The following is a 15,603-nucleotide window of genomic DNA, read 5'->3' as shown; positions in this document are numbered from 1 at the left end:
GGCTCCGCCGGAAGGCACCACAGCGACGAGGAGGTCGTGCCCGTGCAGCTCCTGGCGCACCGACGCGCCCCAGGCGCCCCCGTCCTGCGCCCGCACCCCACCTCCACCCCGAGGAAGGACCCCGCATGACCGAGCAGCCGAACCCGACCCGTACCGCGATCGTCACCGGAGGAGCCCGCGGCATCGGCGCGGCGACCGCCCGCCGCCTCGCCGCCGACGGCCGCGCCGTCGCCGTCCTCGACCTCCTCGAGGAGCAGGCCGTCGAGACCGCCGCCGCCATCGTCGCCGCCGGGGGACGCGCGATCGGGATCGGCGCGGACGTCGCCGACGCGGAGGCCGCCCAGGCCGCCGTCGCCCGCGTGACGGACGAGCTCGGCGCGCCCACCGTCCTGGTGAACAACGCCGGGATCCTGCGCGACAACCTGCTGTTCAAGATGTCCGAGGACGACTGGGACGCCGTGCTGCGCGTGCACCTGCGCGGCGCGTTCGTCATGACCCGCGCCGTGCAGTCGCACATGGTCTCCGCCGGCTGGGGGCGGGTCGTGAACCTGTCCAGCACGTCCGCGCTCGGCAACCGGGGCCAGGCGAACTACTCCGCCGCGAAGGCGGGCATGCAGGGCTTCACCAAGACCCTCGCGATCGAGCTGGGCAAGTTCGGCGTCACCGCCAACGCGGTCGCGCCGGGCGTCGTCGCCACGGACATGATCGCGGCCACGGCCGAGCGCATCGGCGTGCCCCTGGAGGAGTATCTCGCCGCCGCGGCGAAGGACGTGCCGGTCGGGCGCGCCGGACGTCCCGAGGACGTCGCCGCCGCCGTGGCGTTCTTCTGCTCCGAGGAGGCGGGCTACGTCTCCGGGCAGGTGCTCTACGTCGCGGGCGGGCCGAAGGCGTGAGCACCGACGACGACGGCACGAGCACGACGATCCGGGTCGCCTCGCCCGCCGCGCTGGCCGACGCGGTCGGACGACGGGCCACCGGTCCGTGGCTCACGGTGGACCAGGACCGCATCGACACGTTCGCCGCCGCCACCGAGGACCACCAGTGGATCCACGTCGACCCGCAGCGCGCGGCGGCGGGCCCGTTCGGCACCACGATCGCGCACGGGTTCCTCACCCTGTCGCTGCTCCCCCGGCTGGCCTCGACGCTCGTCGACGTCGGCGGCGTCGCCATGGCGATGAACTACGGCCTGGACCGGGTGCGGTTCCTGCACCCCGTACCTGCCGGGGCCCGCGTCCGCGCGACGACGGAGCTGACCGGTGCGGAGACCGTCGCGCAGGGAGTGCGCCTGGCCTCGACCGTGACGGTCGAGATCGAGGGCGTCGACAAGCCCGCCCTCGTGGCACAGGCGCTGGCGCTGTACGTCCCCGTTGACGTGCCTCGTTGACGTGACTCGTTGACGTGACTCGTTGACGTGCCAGCATGACGGGCATGGACTTCGACCGCCCACTCCCTCCCGACCCGTACTCGTTGCTCCCCGTCCCGGCCACGTTCGCGCTCACGAGCGACGACATCACCGAGGGCGAGCCGCTCGCCGACGACTTCAGCGTCGACGGCGCCGACGTGTCACCGCACCTCGCCTGGTCCGGCGCCCCGGACGGCACCCGCTCGTACGTGGTGAGCTGCTTCGACCCGGACGCCCCGACGCCGTCTGGCTACTGGCACTGGACGGCCGTCGACCTGCCCGCGGACGTCACGTCGCTGGCCCGCGGCGCGGGCGCCGTGGGCGGGGCGGCGCTCCCTCCCGGCGCGTTCCACGTCCCGAGCGACGGCGGACGCCTCGGCTTCGAGGGCGCCGGGCCGCCCCGCGGGGACCACGCGCACCGGTACGTCTTCGCGGTGCACGCCCTCGACGTCCCGACGCTGGGCCTGTCCGAGGACAACAGCCCGGTGCACGTCGCGTTCCACGTCTACTTCCACACCGTCGCGCGCGCCACGCTCACGACGACCTACCGGCGATGAGCGGCACGACGGCAGGGCTCCCCGCCCTCGGCGACCTGGCGTGGGCGCCTGCGCTCGAGCACCCCGACCTGCTCGCGCCGCCGGTGCTCGCCGCCCTGGAGTCGTGGGCGGCCGCCGACGACCGGGTGCGCCGGCAGGTCGCGGTGGTCGAGATCGACCCCGACCATGCGGACACCGAGACCCTCAACGCACGCCACGGGCTGCCGCCGGAGGCCTCCGCCAACTGCGTGGTCGTCGCCGGCCGGCGGGGCGACGTCGAGCGCGTGGCCGCGTGCGTCGTGACGGCCAGCACCTTCGCCGACGTGAACACCCGCGTCCGCAAGCTGCTCGACGCCCGCAAGGCGTCCTTCCTGCCGACGGACCGCGCGACGGCGGAGTCCGGGATGGAGTACGGCGGCATCACCCCGGTGGGCCTGCCCGCCGGCTGGCGCGTCCTCGTGGACTCCCGGTTCGCCGTGCCCGGCGCGCTGGCGCTGATGGGCTCGGGGGTACGTCGCTCCAAGCTCCTGATGCCCGGCGAGCTGCTCTGCGCGATGCCTGGCGCCGAGGTGGTCGACGGCCTGGGCGTCGCCCGCTGAGCCCGCACGACGACGCCCCGCCGCCGACCTGCACGGTCGGGGCGGGGCGTCGTCGTCAGCGTGGGGCCGTCAGCACCCGGTCGTCAGGCCCCGGTCGTCAGCATTCGGCGCGACCGCGGCGCCAGTACCCCATGAAGGCGACGGCCTTGCGGTCCACGCCCTTCTCGGAGACGAGGTAGCGGCGCAGCGTCTTGATGGAGCCGGCCTCGCCGGCGAGCCAGGCGTAGAGCACGGTGTCCTGCGCGAGCGGCTGGCCGGTCGCGTCGACGGGCACCTCCCAGAGGATGTCCGCGTCGATGTCGACGTCGGGCAGCTCGCCGTCCAGGTCGACGCCCGCGGCGGTGAGCGCCGGGCGGTCCGCCTCGGCGGCGAGCAGCTCCGGGGACGACGGCGCGTCCGACGACGGGCGCACGCCCATCGCGAGCAGGCGGTCGGCGGCCTCCTTCACGGCGGGCACGAGCACGTCGCCGTGCTCGCGGTCCTCGCGGGGCAGCCAGGAGATCCGCACCCCCGCAGGAGCGGCGAGCGTCCAGCGGTCCTCCGGGTGCGGCACCTCGAGGAAGACCTCCCCGACCGCGTCCTGCGGCAGCGACTCGCAGATGGCCGCGATCGCGGGGACGGCGGTCTCGTCGCCGGCGAGGAGCAGCGCGTGGCTGCGCTGGGGCGGGTTGAACTCCAGACCGCCGTGCGGGCCGTCCGTGTAGCGGGCGTCGGGGCCCATGATGACGAGCGGGGCGCCAGGCCGGGCACCGTTGGCCCAGCGCGACGCGGGGCCGGTGTCGCCGTGCAGCACGATGTCGACGTCCACCTCGCGCAGGTCCTGGCGGACGGCGCGGACGGTGTAGGTGCGCAGCGGGTTGCGGCGCTCCTCGGGCAGCGCGCGCCACGACGTGAACCAGTCCGGGTTCTGCCGGTCGAGGTACTCCCAGCCGCCGCACGGGGCGGGAAGCAGGAACTTGATCCGCTGGTCACGTCCGTTGTCGGCGAACTGGTCGAGGTCGTCACCGGTGAACGTGACGCGGATGAAGGACGGACACAGCCGGGTGACCCGGGAGACGACGACGTCGAACATGCGGTACGGCTGCACGGGGGCCTGGGCGGCCTCCGGAGCGGTGCGGTCGGCGCGCTCGGTCGCCTCGACAGTCTCGGTCACGGTGGTAAGCCTAACCTCACCTGGCGGGTCGTCCGCAAGGCCGGGTGACCGTCGTCACATGCCCGGTCGAGCTCAGTCGAGGTCGGCCCCGGCCGACCTCACCACCACGACAGGGCACGCCGACGTGCGCACCAGCGTGTGCGTCGCGGAGCCCAGCAGGAGAGAGGCGAAGCCGCCGCGACCGCGGGTACCGAGCAGCAGCCGCTCGGCGTCCTCCGCCTCGCGGTGCAGCACCCGCGCCACGTTCCCCTGGTGGGTCTCGCCGACCACCTCCAGGGCGCCCTCCGCGGCACCGCGAGCCCGCAGCAGCTCCTCCACCCGGGCCAGGCCCTTCTGCAGCACGGGGCCGGCGTCGGCCTCCGTGAGGTCGTGGCCCTCGTGCTCGGTCGGACCGCGCGAGGCGACCCACTCCGTGACCCCGGGCCGCCACACCACGACGACCCGCAGCGGCCGCCCCAGCTGCCAGGCGGACTCCGTCGCGGCGTCGAGGGCCAGCCCGGAGGGCTCCGATCCGTCGTAGCCGACGACCACGGGCGCGTCGGGCGGCAGGTCCGGCCGCGCACCCTCGGCCGGCACCACGACCACGGGGCAGAGCGCGTGCGCGGTGACCTGCAGCACCACGGTGCCCCGGACGGCCTCGTACAGGCCGCCGTGGCGTGTGCCGCCCAGCACGAGGGCGCCGGCGTCGCGGGACACGCCGACGAGCGCCGCCGCGGGCGACGCGTACTCGACGTAGGTCTCGGTCTCCACACCTGGTGCCACGTCCCGGGCTCGCGCCGCCGCCTCCTCGACCACGGGCCACGCACCGCCGTGCCCCCGGTCGCCCAGGTCGTCACCGTGCGGGCGGGCCGCGACCCCCGTGTCGTGCGCGTCGCGGACGTACACCACGCGCAGGACGGCACCCCGCGTCCGGGCCTCGCGCGCCGCCCAGGCCAGGGCGACGTCGGCGGGGCCCGACGCGTCGTAACCGACGACCACCGCGGCGGCCTCTCGTCCGTTCACCCCGCCATCGTCTCTCGCCCCGGCCGTGCTCGAAAGGCGAACCCCCGGTCAGACGCGCTTTCCCCCCGGCCCGGGGTCGGGGCCGGGGTCGGGGTCGGGGTCGGGGTCGGGGTCGGGGTCGGGGTCGGTAGACCGTCAGGCGGCCCCGCGCCCCCGCGAGCGCCACAGCAGGTAGACGAAGTACGGCGCCCCGAGGAGGGCGGTGCCGAGCCCGGCGGGGATCTGCTCCGGGGCGATGACCACCCGGCCGAGGGTGTCCGCGGCGGAGACCAGCACGGCGCCGAGCAGGATCGCGACCGGCAGCACGCGGGCGTGCCGGGCCCCCACGAGCGCCCGCGCGGCGTGCGGCGCGACGAGGCCCACGAAGCCGATGACGCCGACCGCGCACACGGCGGCCGCCGTCGTCAGGGCGGCGGCCGCCAGCAGCACGAGCCGGGAGCGGTCGACGGCGAGGCCGAGCACGCGCGGGGTGTCCTCGTCGAGGGAGAGCACGTCGAGCTCGCGGCGGTACGTCACGGCGAGCGGCACCATCACCACGAGCGCGAGCGCGACGGGCAGCAGCTGCTCCAGGCTGCGGCCGTACGTGGAGCCCGACAGCCACGTCAGGGCGAGGTTGACGTCCCACGGGGAGATCACGAGCACGACGAGCGTGATGAGCGCGGTCGTGCCGGCCTGCGCGCCGATGCCGACCAGGACGAGGCGCTCCGACCCCAGCCCGCCGCGGGAGGACAGCGCGTACACGAGCGCGAAGACGGCGAGCGCGCCGGCGCCCGCGGCGGCGGACATGGGCCAGATCCCCACCCCGGGCACGAGCAGGATCATGAGCACCGCACCGAGGCCCGCTCCCGACGTGACACCGAGCAGGCTGGGCTCGGCGAGCGGGTTGCGGCACACGGCCTGCACGATCGTGCCCGCGAGCGCGAGCGCCCCGCCCGCGAGGAGGGCGGCGAGCACTCGCGGCACCCGCTGGTCGAGGACGAACGCGACCTGCCGCCCGGCCACGCCCTGTGCCCAGTTCGCGACGTCGCCCAGGAGGACGACGCGGTCGCCCAGGAGGAGGCCGGCGACCGCGGCCGCGAGGAGCGCGGCGACGAGCAGCACGAGCACGGTGGCCACGTGGGCCCGGGTCCGAGGCCGGCCGAGGGCGCCGCGCGCACCGCGTGCCCCGGCGCCGGAGTCGCGCAGGCGCCGGGCCATCCACACGAGGATGCCGGCGCCGAGCACGGTGGTCACGACGCCCGTCGGCACCGCGACGGAGGCTTGGCCGGGCAGGACGGCGCGCAGCAGCACGTCGGAGCCGAGGACGACGACCACGCCGACGAGCGCAGCGAACGGCAGGAGGAGCACGTGGCGTCCGAGGCCTGGCACCTTGCGCCCCACGAGCCGGGCGATGACCGGGGCGGCGAGGCCGACGAAGCCGATGGGACCGGCGACGGTGACGGCGATCGCGGCGAGCAGCACGGCGGCGAGGACGGCGAGCACGCGGGTGCGGCGCACGTCGATGCCGAGGACGCGCGCGGCGTCGTCCCCCAGGCCGAGCAGGTCGAGGCGCCGTGCGAGCAGGAGCGCGCCGGCGATGCCGACGAGCACGACGGGGGCCGCGAGGCTGACCGTCCGGGTCCCGGACTGCACGATGCTGCCGCTGCCCCACGCGAAGAGGCCGGTGGTCTCCTGCTCGAACAGGACGAGGAGCACCATCGTGAGCGAGTGCAGGGCGAGCATGATGGCCGACCCGGCCAGGACGAGCCGGGTGGGCCCGTCCGCGCCGCCGCGGGCGAGGGCGAGCACGAGGCCGGCGGCGGCCAGGCCGCCGAGGAAGGCCAGGCCGCCCTGCAGGTAGAACGGCACGCTCAGGCCGAGCGCGGCGGCCGCGACGACCGTGACGTAGGCGCCCGCGTTGACCGCGAGGGTGTCGGGCGAGGCCAGGGGGTTGCGGGCCACCGACTGCAGGACCGCACCTGCGACGCCGAGCGCGGCGCCGACGAGCAGCCCGGCCAGCAGGCGCGGCAGCCGGGAGGAGACGAGCACGGCGACCGTGCCGTCGGTGTCCGCGCCGACGGCGGCGCGCAGCACGTCCAGCGCGCCGACGTCGGCCGTGCCCTGGGCGAGGTGGACGGCGGACAGCACGAGGACCGCGAGGACGGCCAGGCCGAACGCCGCGGCCACGCGGACGGGCGCCGCCCGCCGCCCCGGCGCGGTGGCGGGGGCGGCGGACGGCGGGGAGGCGGTCACCGACATGGTGGGGCGGTCAGGCGAGCGCGTCGACGAGCGCGTCGATGTACGCGGCGCCCGACAGCGGGCCGCCGAACATCCAGATGCCGTCGGGGATGCGGTGCACGTCGCCCGCGGCGACGAACGGCAGCTGCTTCCAGACCTTGTTGTCCTTGAGGCCGTCGGCGAACGGGTCGGCCTCGGAGTCGTTGGCGGCGTACACGAACTTCACGTCGTCGAGCTGGGTCAGGCCCTCGACGTCGGTCTGCGCGAGCCCGTAGTCGGGGTCGCCGCCCTCGGTCCAGGCGTCCTTGAGGCCGACCGCCTCGCCGAGCGCGCCGAAGAACGATCCCGGGGTGTACATGCGCACCGACACGGTGCCGTTGGCGATCCAGCCGTCGGCCATGGCGAACTCGGCGCCGCCGAGGCCTGCCGCCTCGAGGGCCTTCTTGCCGTCGGCGACCTTCGCGTCGAAGTCCTCGAGCGCGGACGCCGCGGCGTCCTGCGTGCCCGTGACCTCGCCGAGGGTGGTCACCGTCTCCTTCATGTAGCCGAGGGGGTCGCCGCCGTCGGAGCCGCGCAGCGCGAGGACGGGCGCGACCTTCTCGATCTGCTTGATGACGTTCTCGGGCAGGTCGGTGGTGGTGACGACGAGGTCGGGCTCGAGCGCGGAGATGGCGTCGAGGCTGGGCTCGCCGCGGGTGCCGACGTCCGGCGTGCCCTCGTCGATGGGGGCGACCGTGTCCCAGGTGTTGTACCCGGCCACGTCGGCCTGCCCGGCGGGCTGCACGCCGAGCGCCACGAGGTTCTCGGTGAGGCCCCACTCGAGCGAGACCACGTCGGTGGCGGGGGCGTCGAGGGTGTGCTCGCCGCGCTCGTCGGTGTAGGTGACGGGGCCGCTCGCGGCCGACGACTCGGGGGCCGCCTGCGCCGCCGGGTCCTCGGTGGTGCCGCACGCCGCGAGGGCGAGCGTGGCCACGGCGGCGGTGGCGCCGGCGAGCAGCGGGCGGGTGGGGATGCGCATGGGTGTCTCGGTGTCCTTCGTCTCGGCGCGCCGTGGACGGGCGCGCAGGGCCCGTCGGCGCGGCGCCGGCGGGTGGGGCGGGAGGGTCTGGGGAGGCGGGCCTGGCGTCAGGTGCGGGCGGTGTGCCGGCCGACGGCCTCGCAGCGGGTGCGGCCGGTGTCCGGGTGCGTGGTCACGTCGACGCGGATGCCGTAGACCTCGGTGAGGAGCTCGCTCGTGAGCACCTCGGCGGCGGGGCCGGAGGCGCGCACCTCACCGCGGTGCAGCACCACGACGTGGTCGGCGACGGCGGCGGCCTGGTTGAGGTCGTGCAGGACGACGCCGACGGCCACGCCGTGCTCGGCCGCGAGGTCGCGCACCAGGTCGAGCAGCTCCACCTGGTAGCGCAGGTCGAGGTAGGTCGTGGGCTCGTCGAGCAGCAGCACACCGGTGTCCTGCGCGAGGCAGGTCGCGAGCCAGACGCGCTGCAGCTCGCCGCCGGAGAGCTCGTCGACGCCGCGGTCGGCCATCTCGGCCACGCCCGTGACGGCCATGGCGTGCGCGATCGCGCGCGGGCCGTCGGCGTCGGCGGAGCGGAAGCGGCCGCGATACGGGTGCCGGCCGTAGGCGACGACGTCGCGCACGGTGACACCGCTGGGTGTCGGGTGGCTCTGGGAGAGCAGCGTGACGCGGCGCGCGAAGTCCTTCGGGTGCAGCGCCAGCGCGTCGGTCGTGCCCGCACCGTCCGCGACCTCGGAGAGGGTGACGCTGCCCGCGTCCGGGCGGTGCAGTCGCGCGAGGGAGCGCAGCAGCGTCGACTTGCCCGAGCCGTTCGGGCCGAGCAGCGCCGTCACGGCGCCGGGTCGGAGCTCGATCGCGGCGCCGTCGACGACGGTGCGGCGGTCGTAGGAAAGCCGCAGGCCTGTCCCGGCCAGCGCGGCGGCGGGCCGGGACGCGAGCACGGTGGGCGTCGTCGGAACCAAGGTCTGACTCACATAGGTGAGGCTAACCTTCGGGTCGATATTCGTCATCCCTCTGTTGCGTTATTCCTCGTGTGACACGGCTCACGCCACGCCGGGTCGTCTGTTGACAGGGGCGATCGACACTGACAGCGTTATCAGTTCTGGTCTAGACCAATGGAGGTTTCCATGACCATGCCCCTGAGACCCCGCACCGTGGCGGGCCTCCTCTCCGTGGCACTGCTCGCCGCGGCGACCGTGGCGACACCTTCCCTCGCAGCCGCCACGCCCCGGACGGAGCCCGCGGCCGCCCCGACCTCCCCCGCGAGCGCCACCGCTGCCGACCTCCCGGTCGTGAGCCCCGCTCCCCAGCAGATGTGGCGCGCAGGGCGCGACGTCCCGCTCACCGGGACCGTCGGCGTCGTCGTCGGCGACGACACCGACCCCGCCGCACGCGACGCCCTGGTGCGGGCGCTGCGCGCCCACGGCGTGCAGCAGGTCCGGCTGACCGCACCGGACGCGGCGACCGCGCACGGCCGCGCCCCGCTGCAGATCCTGCTCGGCGACGCGGCCCGGCCCGACCTGCGGGCCGCGCTCGCAGACGTGCACGTTCCCGACCATGCCGAGGGCTACGCCCTCCGTGTCGACCGGGGTGCTGGAGGCCGCGTCGGGACCGTCGCGCTCGCCGGCACCGACGCGGCCGGGCAGTTCTACGCCGTCAAGTCGCTCGAACAGCTCCTCGTCACCCAGGACGGCGACACCCGCATCGCCGGTGCCGCGATCCAGGACTACCCGTCCATGCCGCTGCGCGGCACCATCGAGGGCTTCTACGGCGAGCCGTGGACGCACGCCGAACGCCTCGACCAGATGGCGTTCTACGGCGACCTCAAGGCGAACACCTACGTCTACGCGCCGAAGGACGACCCGTACCACCGGGAGAGGTGGCGCGAGCCCTATCCCGCGGACAAGCTCGCCGAGCTCGCGGAGCTCGTCGACGCCGCCACCGCGAACCACGTCCGCTTCACGTTCGCCCTCTCCCCCGGCAACAGCATCTGCTACTCGAGCGACGCCGACCTGGCCGCCCTGGAGACCAAGTTCCAGGCCCTGTACGACGTGGGCGTGCGCGCCTTCAACGTGCCGCTCGACGACATCGACTACTCGCGCTGGGCCTGCGACGCGGACCGCGCCGCCTACGGCGCCCCGTCACCGGCCGCCGCGGGCCGCGCCCAGGCCGACTTCCTCACCCGGGTACAGCAGGGCTGGATCGAGACGCACGAGGGCGCCCGACCCCTCCAGACGGTGCCGACCGAGTACTACAACACCACCGAGTCGCCGTACAAGGCCGCGCTGCGCACCATGGACGACGACATCGTCGTCATGTGGACCGGCAACGACGTCGTGCCACAGTCGATCTCGGTCGCCCAGGCAGTCGAGGCCGACACCGTGTTCGGCGGCCCCACGTTCCTCTGGGACAACTACCCGGTGAACGACTACGGACAGACCAGCGGCCGCCTCCTGCTCGCGCCCTACGACAAGCGCGAGCCGGGACTGTCCGACCACCTCGCGGGGCTCGTGTCCAACCCGATGAACCAGGCCTCGGCCAGCAAGGTCGCCGTCTTCGGCATGCTCGACTTCGCCTGGCACGACCGCGGCTACGACCGGGACCGCAGCTGGGTCGAGGCCATGCGCTACCTCGCCCACGACGACCAGCAGGCCGTCGACGCGCTCCTCGCGTTCGGCGACCTCAACCACCTGGCACCCAGCTTCGGTGCACCGTGGCAGCCGCAGGCGCCGGCGCTCGCGGCCGACGTCGCCACCTTCTGGGGGCGCTGGGAGGCCGGCGACCGGCAGGGCGCGATCGACGGGCTGCGCCGACGCGCCGAGCTCGTCGCCGCGATCCCGGAGACCTTGGCGTCCTCCGACGTCGACCCGGGGTTCCTCTCCGACGCGAAGCCCTGGCTCGACGCCGACGACCTGTGGGGTGACGCCTTCGTCGCCACCCTCGACGCTGCCCAGGCCGACGTCGACGGCGACACGGTCGCGCGCGACGCCCTCCTCGCGCGGGCGCAGGCCTCGGCCACCTCGGCCGCGAAGGTGCTCGTGACCCCGCCCGACAACCGGTGGGGCGTCGCTCCGGTGAAGCTGGGCGACGGCGTGCTCGACACGTTCCTCACCACGCTGAGCACCGACCTGGGTGCCGACCTGCGTGCCGACCTGAGCTCCTGACCGGGCTCGACCGGGAAGCGAGGGGCCGGCGCCGCGCCGGCCCCTCGCTCTCCCCGCGCTTCTCCGTGCTTCCCCTCGTACTCCCTCGCTTCCCCTAAGGTGCGGCCATGACCGACGACGCAGGGCGAGCAGTCATCGCCGACCTGAGCGCGATCCCCAACCCGCAGGCCGTGGACCGCACGGCGACCGTCGAGCTCGGCGGCGTCGAGCAGTTCGTCTCGATCCGCGGCCGCGACCGCTCCAACCCGGTGCTCGTCGTCTGCCACGGCGGCCCCGCCGTCCCGTCGCTGCCCACCTCGTGGATCTGGCAGCGCGGGGTGGAGGACTACTTCACCGTCGTCAACTACGACCAGCGCGGCAGCGGCAAGTCCGTCGGCGGCGTCGACGACGACACGGACCTGAGCGTGGACCGCTACGTCAGCGACCTCGTCGAGCTCATCGCCTGGCTGCAGGACGAGCTCGGCGTCGAGCGCGTCGGCCTCCTGGGGCACAGCTGGGGATCGATCCTCGGCGTCCTGCTCGCCCGGCGCCGGCCGGACCTGCTCTGGGCGTACGTCGGCGTCGGCCAGGTGATCTCCGGCCCGGACAACGAGTCCGAGGCCTTCGCGCACGCGGTACGGAGCGCCACCGCCGACGGGAACGCCGAGGCGCTCGCGGAGCTGCGCGCCCTCGGCGACTACCCCGGCGAGGAGCCGCTCACCGTCGAGCGCATCGTCGTGTGCCGGCGGTGGGCGCAGCACTACGGCGGGCTGTCCGCCTACCGCGCGGAGTCCCGGTACTTCTTCGAGTCCGAGGCCCTGTCGCCGTACTACTCCGCCGACGACCTGGAGCTCGGCGCGCAGGGCCAGTCGATCACCCTCCCCCGCGTGCTCGACGACGTCCTCGGCTTCGACGCGAGCGACCAGGTCGAGTTCGACGTACCGATGATCCAGTTCCTCGGCCGGCACGACTACACGACGCCGACGGCGCCCGTGGAGCGGTGGTTCGAGCGGGTCACCGCGCCGTCGAAGGACGTCGTGCGTTTCGAGCACTCGGCGCACCTGTGCATGCACGAGGAGCCCGGCAGGTTCGTCGTCAGCCTGGTGAACCTGGCTCTCCCGCACGCCGGGCGCTGATCGCGGCGCGCGCTACTGCCTACCGCGTCGCTGCCTACCGCGTCGCCCAGAAGGCCACGGCCGACGCGGCGGCCACGTTGAGCGAGTCCACTCCCCCGGCCATCGGGATCCGCACGACGACGTCGGCGGCGTCGACCGCGCCGCGCGAGAGACCGTCGCCCTCGGTGCCCAGCACCATCGCGAGCCGCTCGGGCAGGTCGGCCGCCAGCTCGTCGAGGGACATCGAGTCGTCGGACAGCGCCAGCGCCGCGACCGTGAAACCGTCCTCCTGCAGCGCGTGCAGCCCGCCGGGCCAGGAGTCCAGACGCGTCCACGGCACCTGGAAGACCGTGCCCATGGAGACGCGCACCGACCGCCGGTAGAGCGGGTCCGCGCAGCGCGGCGAGACCAGCACCGCGTCGACGCCGAGCGCGGCGGCGGAGCGGAAGATCGCCCCGACGTTCGTGTGGTCCACGATGTCCTCCAGCACCGCGACGCGGCGCGCCCCGGTGCCGCCGCGCGCGCCCGCCACGAGCTCGTGCACGGTGGGCAGCGCCGGCCGGTGCATGGCCGCGAGCGCCCCACGGTGCAGGTGGAACCCGGTGATCTGCTGCACGACGGCGTCGTCGCCCACGTAGACGGGGACGCCCGGGTGGGCGGCGAGCACGTCCGCCATCGAGTCGAGCCACCTGTCGCCCATCAGGAACGACCGCGGCCGGTGCCCGGCCTCCAGGGCGCGGCGGATCACCGACGACGACTCGGCCATGTACAGGCCCTCGGCCGGCTCCCGCGCGGAGCGGAGCTTCACGTCCTTGAGGTCGGTGTAGTCGTGCAGGCGCGGGTCGGCGGGGTCGGTCACGCGCGTGACGCCGCCGGGATCGGGAGTGCTCACCGGGGCATTCTCCCCCGCTCCCCGCCCCACCCGGCACGTCAGCGTCCGAGCACCTCCGCGAGGCTGCGTGCCGCGCCGGACGCCCGCCACGCGCCCGGCGTCACGCCGTACCGCCGTACGAACGCGCGGTGGAAGCCGGGGACGGAGTCGTACCCCACCCGGCGCGCCACGACCTCCACGCTCGCGCCGTCCGCGCGCAGCAGGCGGGCCGCGGCGTCCATGCGGCAGCCGGTCACGTACGCCATCGGCGGCTCGCCGACCGTGCCGGCGAACCGGTCCGCGAACGCGGACCGGGACAGGCGGGCGCGGGCGGCCAGCGCGTCCAGGGTCCACGGGTCCCCCGGTGCCGCGTGCACGGCGCGCAGCACCGGCCCGAGCGCCGGGTCCCGGAGGGCGGCGATCCAGCCGGACGCCGGCTCCTCGGCCTCCAGCCAGCCGCGCACCACGTGCACGAGGAGCACGTCGGCCAGCCGCGCGGTGACGACGTCGGTGCCCGGCCGTGGACGGCGCACCTCGTGGTCGATCGCGGCGACGACGGCCCGGAGCCACGACGCGTCGTCGCCGGCATCGTGGCCGCCGTCGGGGGCGCGCAGCACGGGCGGCAGGCTCGCGAGGAGCCGGGCCGCACCAGGGTCGGTGAAGCCCACCGCCCCGCACACGAGGGTGGCGGGGCGCCCGCCGCCGTCGATCCGCAGCTGCTCGTACCGGTCGGCGACCACCGTGCGGTCCACGTCCCACAGCCCGGTGGCCGGGTCGTCGACGGTGCCGGTGATGCGATGGCCGGTGCCGTGGGGCACGAGGACGAGGTCGCCGGGCCCGAGGTCGTGCCGGTCGCCGTCGACGTCGACCACGGCCCGGCCGTCGAGGAGCAGGTGGAACATCGTGGTGCGGGGCAGCGCCGGCAGCGCGATGCCCCACGGTTCGGTGAAGCGACCCGTGGAGCAGAAGACGGCCTCCATCTCCAGACCGCCCAGCAGGTCGGCCCAGGGGTCCTGCTGCGGCAGCCCGGCACCAGGGACAGGCAGCAGCGTGGCGACGTCGCTCATGCGCCCATCCTCGGGCCCCTCCGGACGATCGGTCAAGACTTCCGGTTATCACGACATTGTTCGTCCGGCCAGGTTGCGGAAATCTGGAGATCGACGCCGGGACCGTACGGGACCCGGCACGACGAGGAGGATTCTCATGGACGTACTGGTGGTCGGAGCGACGCGCGGCAGCGGCCTCGCCGTGACCCGTGAGCTCGTCGAGGCAGGGCACCGCGTGACCGCCTTCGGCCGGACGGCGAGCGCCGCGTTCACGACGCCGCTCCCCGGGCCCGGGACGGTGCGACCCGTCGACGGCGACGCGCTCGACCCCGAGGCGGTCGCCAAGGCCGTCGCCGGGCAGGACGCCGTCGTCGTCACGCTCGGCATCTCGGACAACCCGCTCGCCGTGCAGTGGCTGCGCCGGGCGAGCAGCCCCGCGGACGTGCGCTCGCGCGGCACCGCGACCGTCGTGCAGGCGATGCGTGAGACCGGCGTGCGCCGGCTCGTCGTGCAGTCGACCTACGGGCTCGGGGAGTCGTGGGCCCACCTCGACCTCACCTGGAAGCTGGTGTTCCGGTTCGTCATCGGGCGCCAGTTCACCGACTCCGGACGCCAGGAGGAGGTCGTGCGCGGCAGCGGCCTCGACTGGACGCTCGTGCGACCCGTCTCGCTCACGGACGACCCCGCCACCGGCACGGCCGCCCACGTGACGACCGACCACACCCGCCAGGGGCTCAAGGTCTCCCGCGCCCAGCTCGCGCGGGTGCACGCCGACACCCTGGCCGACCCGGCGACCGTCGGCGCCACGCTGAGCGTCTCCGCGTGACTTCTCCGGCAGCGCCCAGACCGCGGACGGCGGCGAGCCTGTCGGGACCGCGTGCCAGGATCGTGGGGTGACCCACGACCCGGCCACCGCGCCCGCTCCGGCTCTCGTCCTGCGCGACCGGGTGGCCGCCGACCTGCCCGCGCTCGTCGAGGCCCTCGGTGCCCAGCAGCCGGCGTCCGGCTACCCGCACCGCTGGCCCCTGCCGTTCCCCGTCGAGGAGTTCGTCGTCCGCCCCGACGAGGAGCGCGCCTGGGTGGCGGAGGTCGACGGCGCGGTCGTCGGGCACGTCAGCGTCACGACGGTGCCCGACGACCGGTACGGCGCCATCTGGTCCGCGGGGGCGGGCCGCCCGGTCACCGAGCTCGGCTGCGTCTCGGTCCTGTTCGTGGGCCCGACGGCGCAGGGTCGCGGTGTCGGAGGTGCACTGCTGGACGTCGCCGTCGCGCACCTGCACGCGCAGGGACGCACCCCGGTGCTCGACGTCGACGACCGCGACGGCGTGGCCCACGCCGTCTACCTGCACCGCGGGTGGCGGGTCGTGGGCGAGGCCCGCTTCGACTGGCAGCGGGAGGGCGCACCTCCCGCCCGGATGCTCGTGCTCCCCTGACCCCCGGCACATGCAACGAGCGTGCTGACCTGATCCTCAAACGACCCGTTTGAGGATCAGGTCAGCAC

Annotated in this window: 15 protein-coding genes; 8 read left to right on the top strand and 7 right to left on the bottom strand. The window is 74.9% G+C overall.

Going from position 1 to position 15,603, the window contains the following annotated elements:
* Positions 1 to 125 precede the first annotated feature (125 nt).
* From fabG to ACWGKI_RS15525, 4 genes are read left to right on the top strand one after another with little or no spacing between them, the layout of a single operon-like run.
* Entirely contained in the window at positions 126 to 893 is a 768-nt protein-coding gene (gene fabG, locus ACWGKI_RS15540; RefSeq protein WP_380245251.1) for a 3-oxoacyl-ACP reductase FabG, read from the top strand.
* Complete coding sequence (locus tag ACWGKI_RS15535) at positions 890 to 1,384, top strand: MaoC family dehydratase (protein ID WP_452188139.1); 495 nt, start codon at positions 890 to 892, stop codon at positions 1,382 to 1,384. The genes fabG and ACWGKI_RS15535 overlap by 4 nt, the downstream gene beginning before the upstream one ends.
* Positions 1,385 to 1,428: 44 nt before the next feature.
* The gene (locus ACWGKI_RS15530) at positions 1,429 to 1,959 is read left to right on the top strand and encodes a YbhB/YbcL family Raf kinase inhibitor-like protein (protein WP_452188137.1); all 531 of its coding nucleotides are present in this window, start codon (positions 1,429 to 1,431) and stop codon (positions 1,957 to 1,959) included.
* Positions 1,956 to 2,537 (top strand): YbaK/EbsC family protein, encoded by a 582-nt coding sequence (locus ACWGKI_RS15525; RefSeq protein WP_452188136.1) that lies wholly within the window; start codon positions 1,956 to 1,958, stop codon positions 2,535 to 2,537. The genes ACWGKI_RS15530 and ACWGKI_RS15525 overlap by 4 nt, the downstream gene beginning before the upstream one ends.
* Positions 2,538 to 2,634: 97 nt before the next feature.
* On the opposite strand, the gene ACWGKI_RS15520 is transcribed toward ACWGKI_RS15525, so the two are convergent.
* The 5 genes from ACWGKI_RS15520 to ACWGKI_RS15500 all read right to left on the bottom strand — a co-directional run bounded on the left by ACWGKI_RS15520 (position 2,635) and on the right by ACWGKI_RS15500 (position 8,901).
* Positions 2,635 to 3,690, bottom strand: coding sequence for a siderophore-interacting protein (locus ACWGKI_RS15520; RefSeq protein ID WP_452188134.1), 1,056 nt, complete (start codon positions 3,688 to 3,690; stop codon positions 2,635 to 2,637).
* 72 nt (positions 3,691 to 3,762) lie between these two features.
* Positions 3,763 to 4,692 carry a universal stress protein gene (locus ACWGKI_RS15515; RefSeq protein ID WP_452188132.1) on the bottom strand — a complete coding sequence of 310 codons (930 nt, stop codon included), beginning with the start codon at positions 4,690 to 4,692 and terminating at the stop codon, positions 3,763 to 3,765.
* Between the two features lie 135 nt (positions 4,693 to 4,827).
* Entirely contained in the window at positions 4,828 to 6,930 is a 2,103-nt protein-coding gene (locus tag ACWGKI_RS15510) for an iron ABC transporter permease (protein ID WP_452188131.1), read from the bottom strand.
* A gap of 10 nt (positions 6,931 to 6,940) precedes the next feature.
* Positions 6,941 to 7,927: an ABC transporter substrate-binding protein gene (locus ACWGKI_RS15505; protein ID WP_452188129.1), complete on the bottom strand. Its 987-nt coding sequence runs from the start codon at positions 7,925 to 7,927 to the stop codon at positions 6,941 to 6,943.
* Positions 7,928 to 8,034: 107 nt separating this feature from the next.
* Complete coding sequence (locus tag ACWGKI_RS15500) at positions 8,035 to 8,901, bottom strand: ABC transporter ATP-binding protein (RefSeq protein ID WP_452188127.1); 867 nt, start codon at positions 8,899 to 8,901, stop codon at positions 8,035 to 8,037.
* Between the two features lie 153 nt (positions 8,902 to 9,054).
* On the opposite strand from ACWGKI_RS15500, the gene ACWGKI_RS15495 reads away from it, so the two are divergent.
* Positions 9,055 to 11,091: a beta-N-acetylhexosaminidase family protein gene (locus ACWGKI_RS15495; RefSeq protein ID WP_452188125.1), complete on the top strand. Its 2,037-nt coding sequence runs from the start codon at positions 9,055 to 9,057 to the stop codon at positions 11,089 to 11,091.
* 107 nt (positions 11,092 to 11,198) lie between these two features.
* The gene (locus ACWGKI_RS15490) at positions 11,199 to 12,206 is read left to right on the top strand and encodes an alpha/beta hydrolase (RefSeq protein ID WP_380245450.1); all 1,008 of its coding nucleotides are present in this window, start codon (positions 11,199 to 11,201) and stop codon (positions 12,204 to 12,206) included.
* Between the two features lie 34 nt (positions 12,207 to 12,240).
* On the opposite strand, the gene ACWGKI_RS15485 is transcribed toward ACWGKI_RS15490, so the two are convergent.
* Together ACWGKI_RS15485 and ACWGKI_RS15480 are read right to left on the bottom strand one after the other, a co-directional pair.
* Positions 12,241 to 13,077 (bottom strand): TrmH family RNA methyltransferase, encoded by an 837-nt coding sequence (locus ACWGKI_RS15485; RefSeq protein WP_380245449.1) that lies wholly within the window; start codon positions 13,075 to 13,077, stop codon positions 12,241 to 12,243.
* A 38-nt stretch (positions 13,078 to 13,115) separates the two neighbouring features.
* Positions 13,116 to 14,123 carry an AraC family transcriptional regulator gene (locus ACWGKI_RS15480; RefSeq protein ID WP_452188122.1) on the bottom strand — a complete coding sequence of 336 codons (1,008 nt, stop codon included), beginning with the start codon at positions 14,121 to 14,123 and terminating at the stop codon, positions 13,116 to 13,118.
* A gap of 136 nt (positions 14,124 to 14,259) precedes the next feature.
* On the opposite strand from ACWGKI_RS15480, the gene ACWGKI_RS15475 reads away from it, so the two are divergent.
* Positions 14,260 to 14,928 carry an NAD(P)-dependent oxidoreductase gene (locus ACWGKI_RS15475; protein WP_452188120.1) on the top strand — a complete coding sequence of 223 codons (669 nt, stop codon included), beginning with the start codon at positions 14,260 to 14,262 and terminating at the stop codon, positions 14,926 to 14,928.
* Between the two features lie 67 nt (positions 14,929 to 14,995).
* The gene (locus tag ACWGKI_RS15470; RefSeq protein ID WP_380245446.1) at positions 14,996 to 15,535 is read left to right on the top strand and encodes a GNAT family N-acetyltransferase; all 540 of its coding nucleotides are present in this window, start codon (positions 14,996 to 14,998) and stop codon (positions 15,533 to 15,535) included.
* Positions 15,536 to 15,603 lie beyond the last annotated feature (68 nt).

The sequence above is a fragment of the Isoptericola sp. NPDC055881 genome (assembly GCF_053615895.1).
Note: the sequence above shows the minus strand (reverse complement) of the source record. Positions and strands in the feature narration are given on the sequence as shown.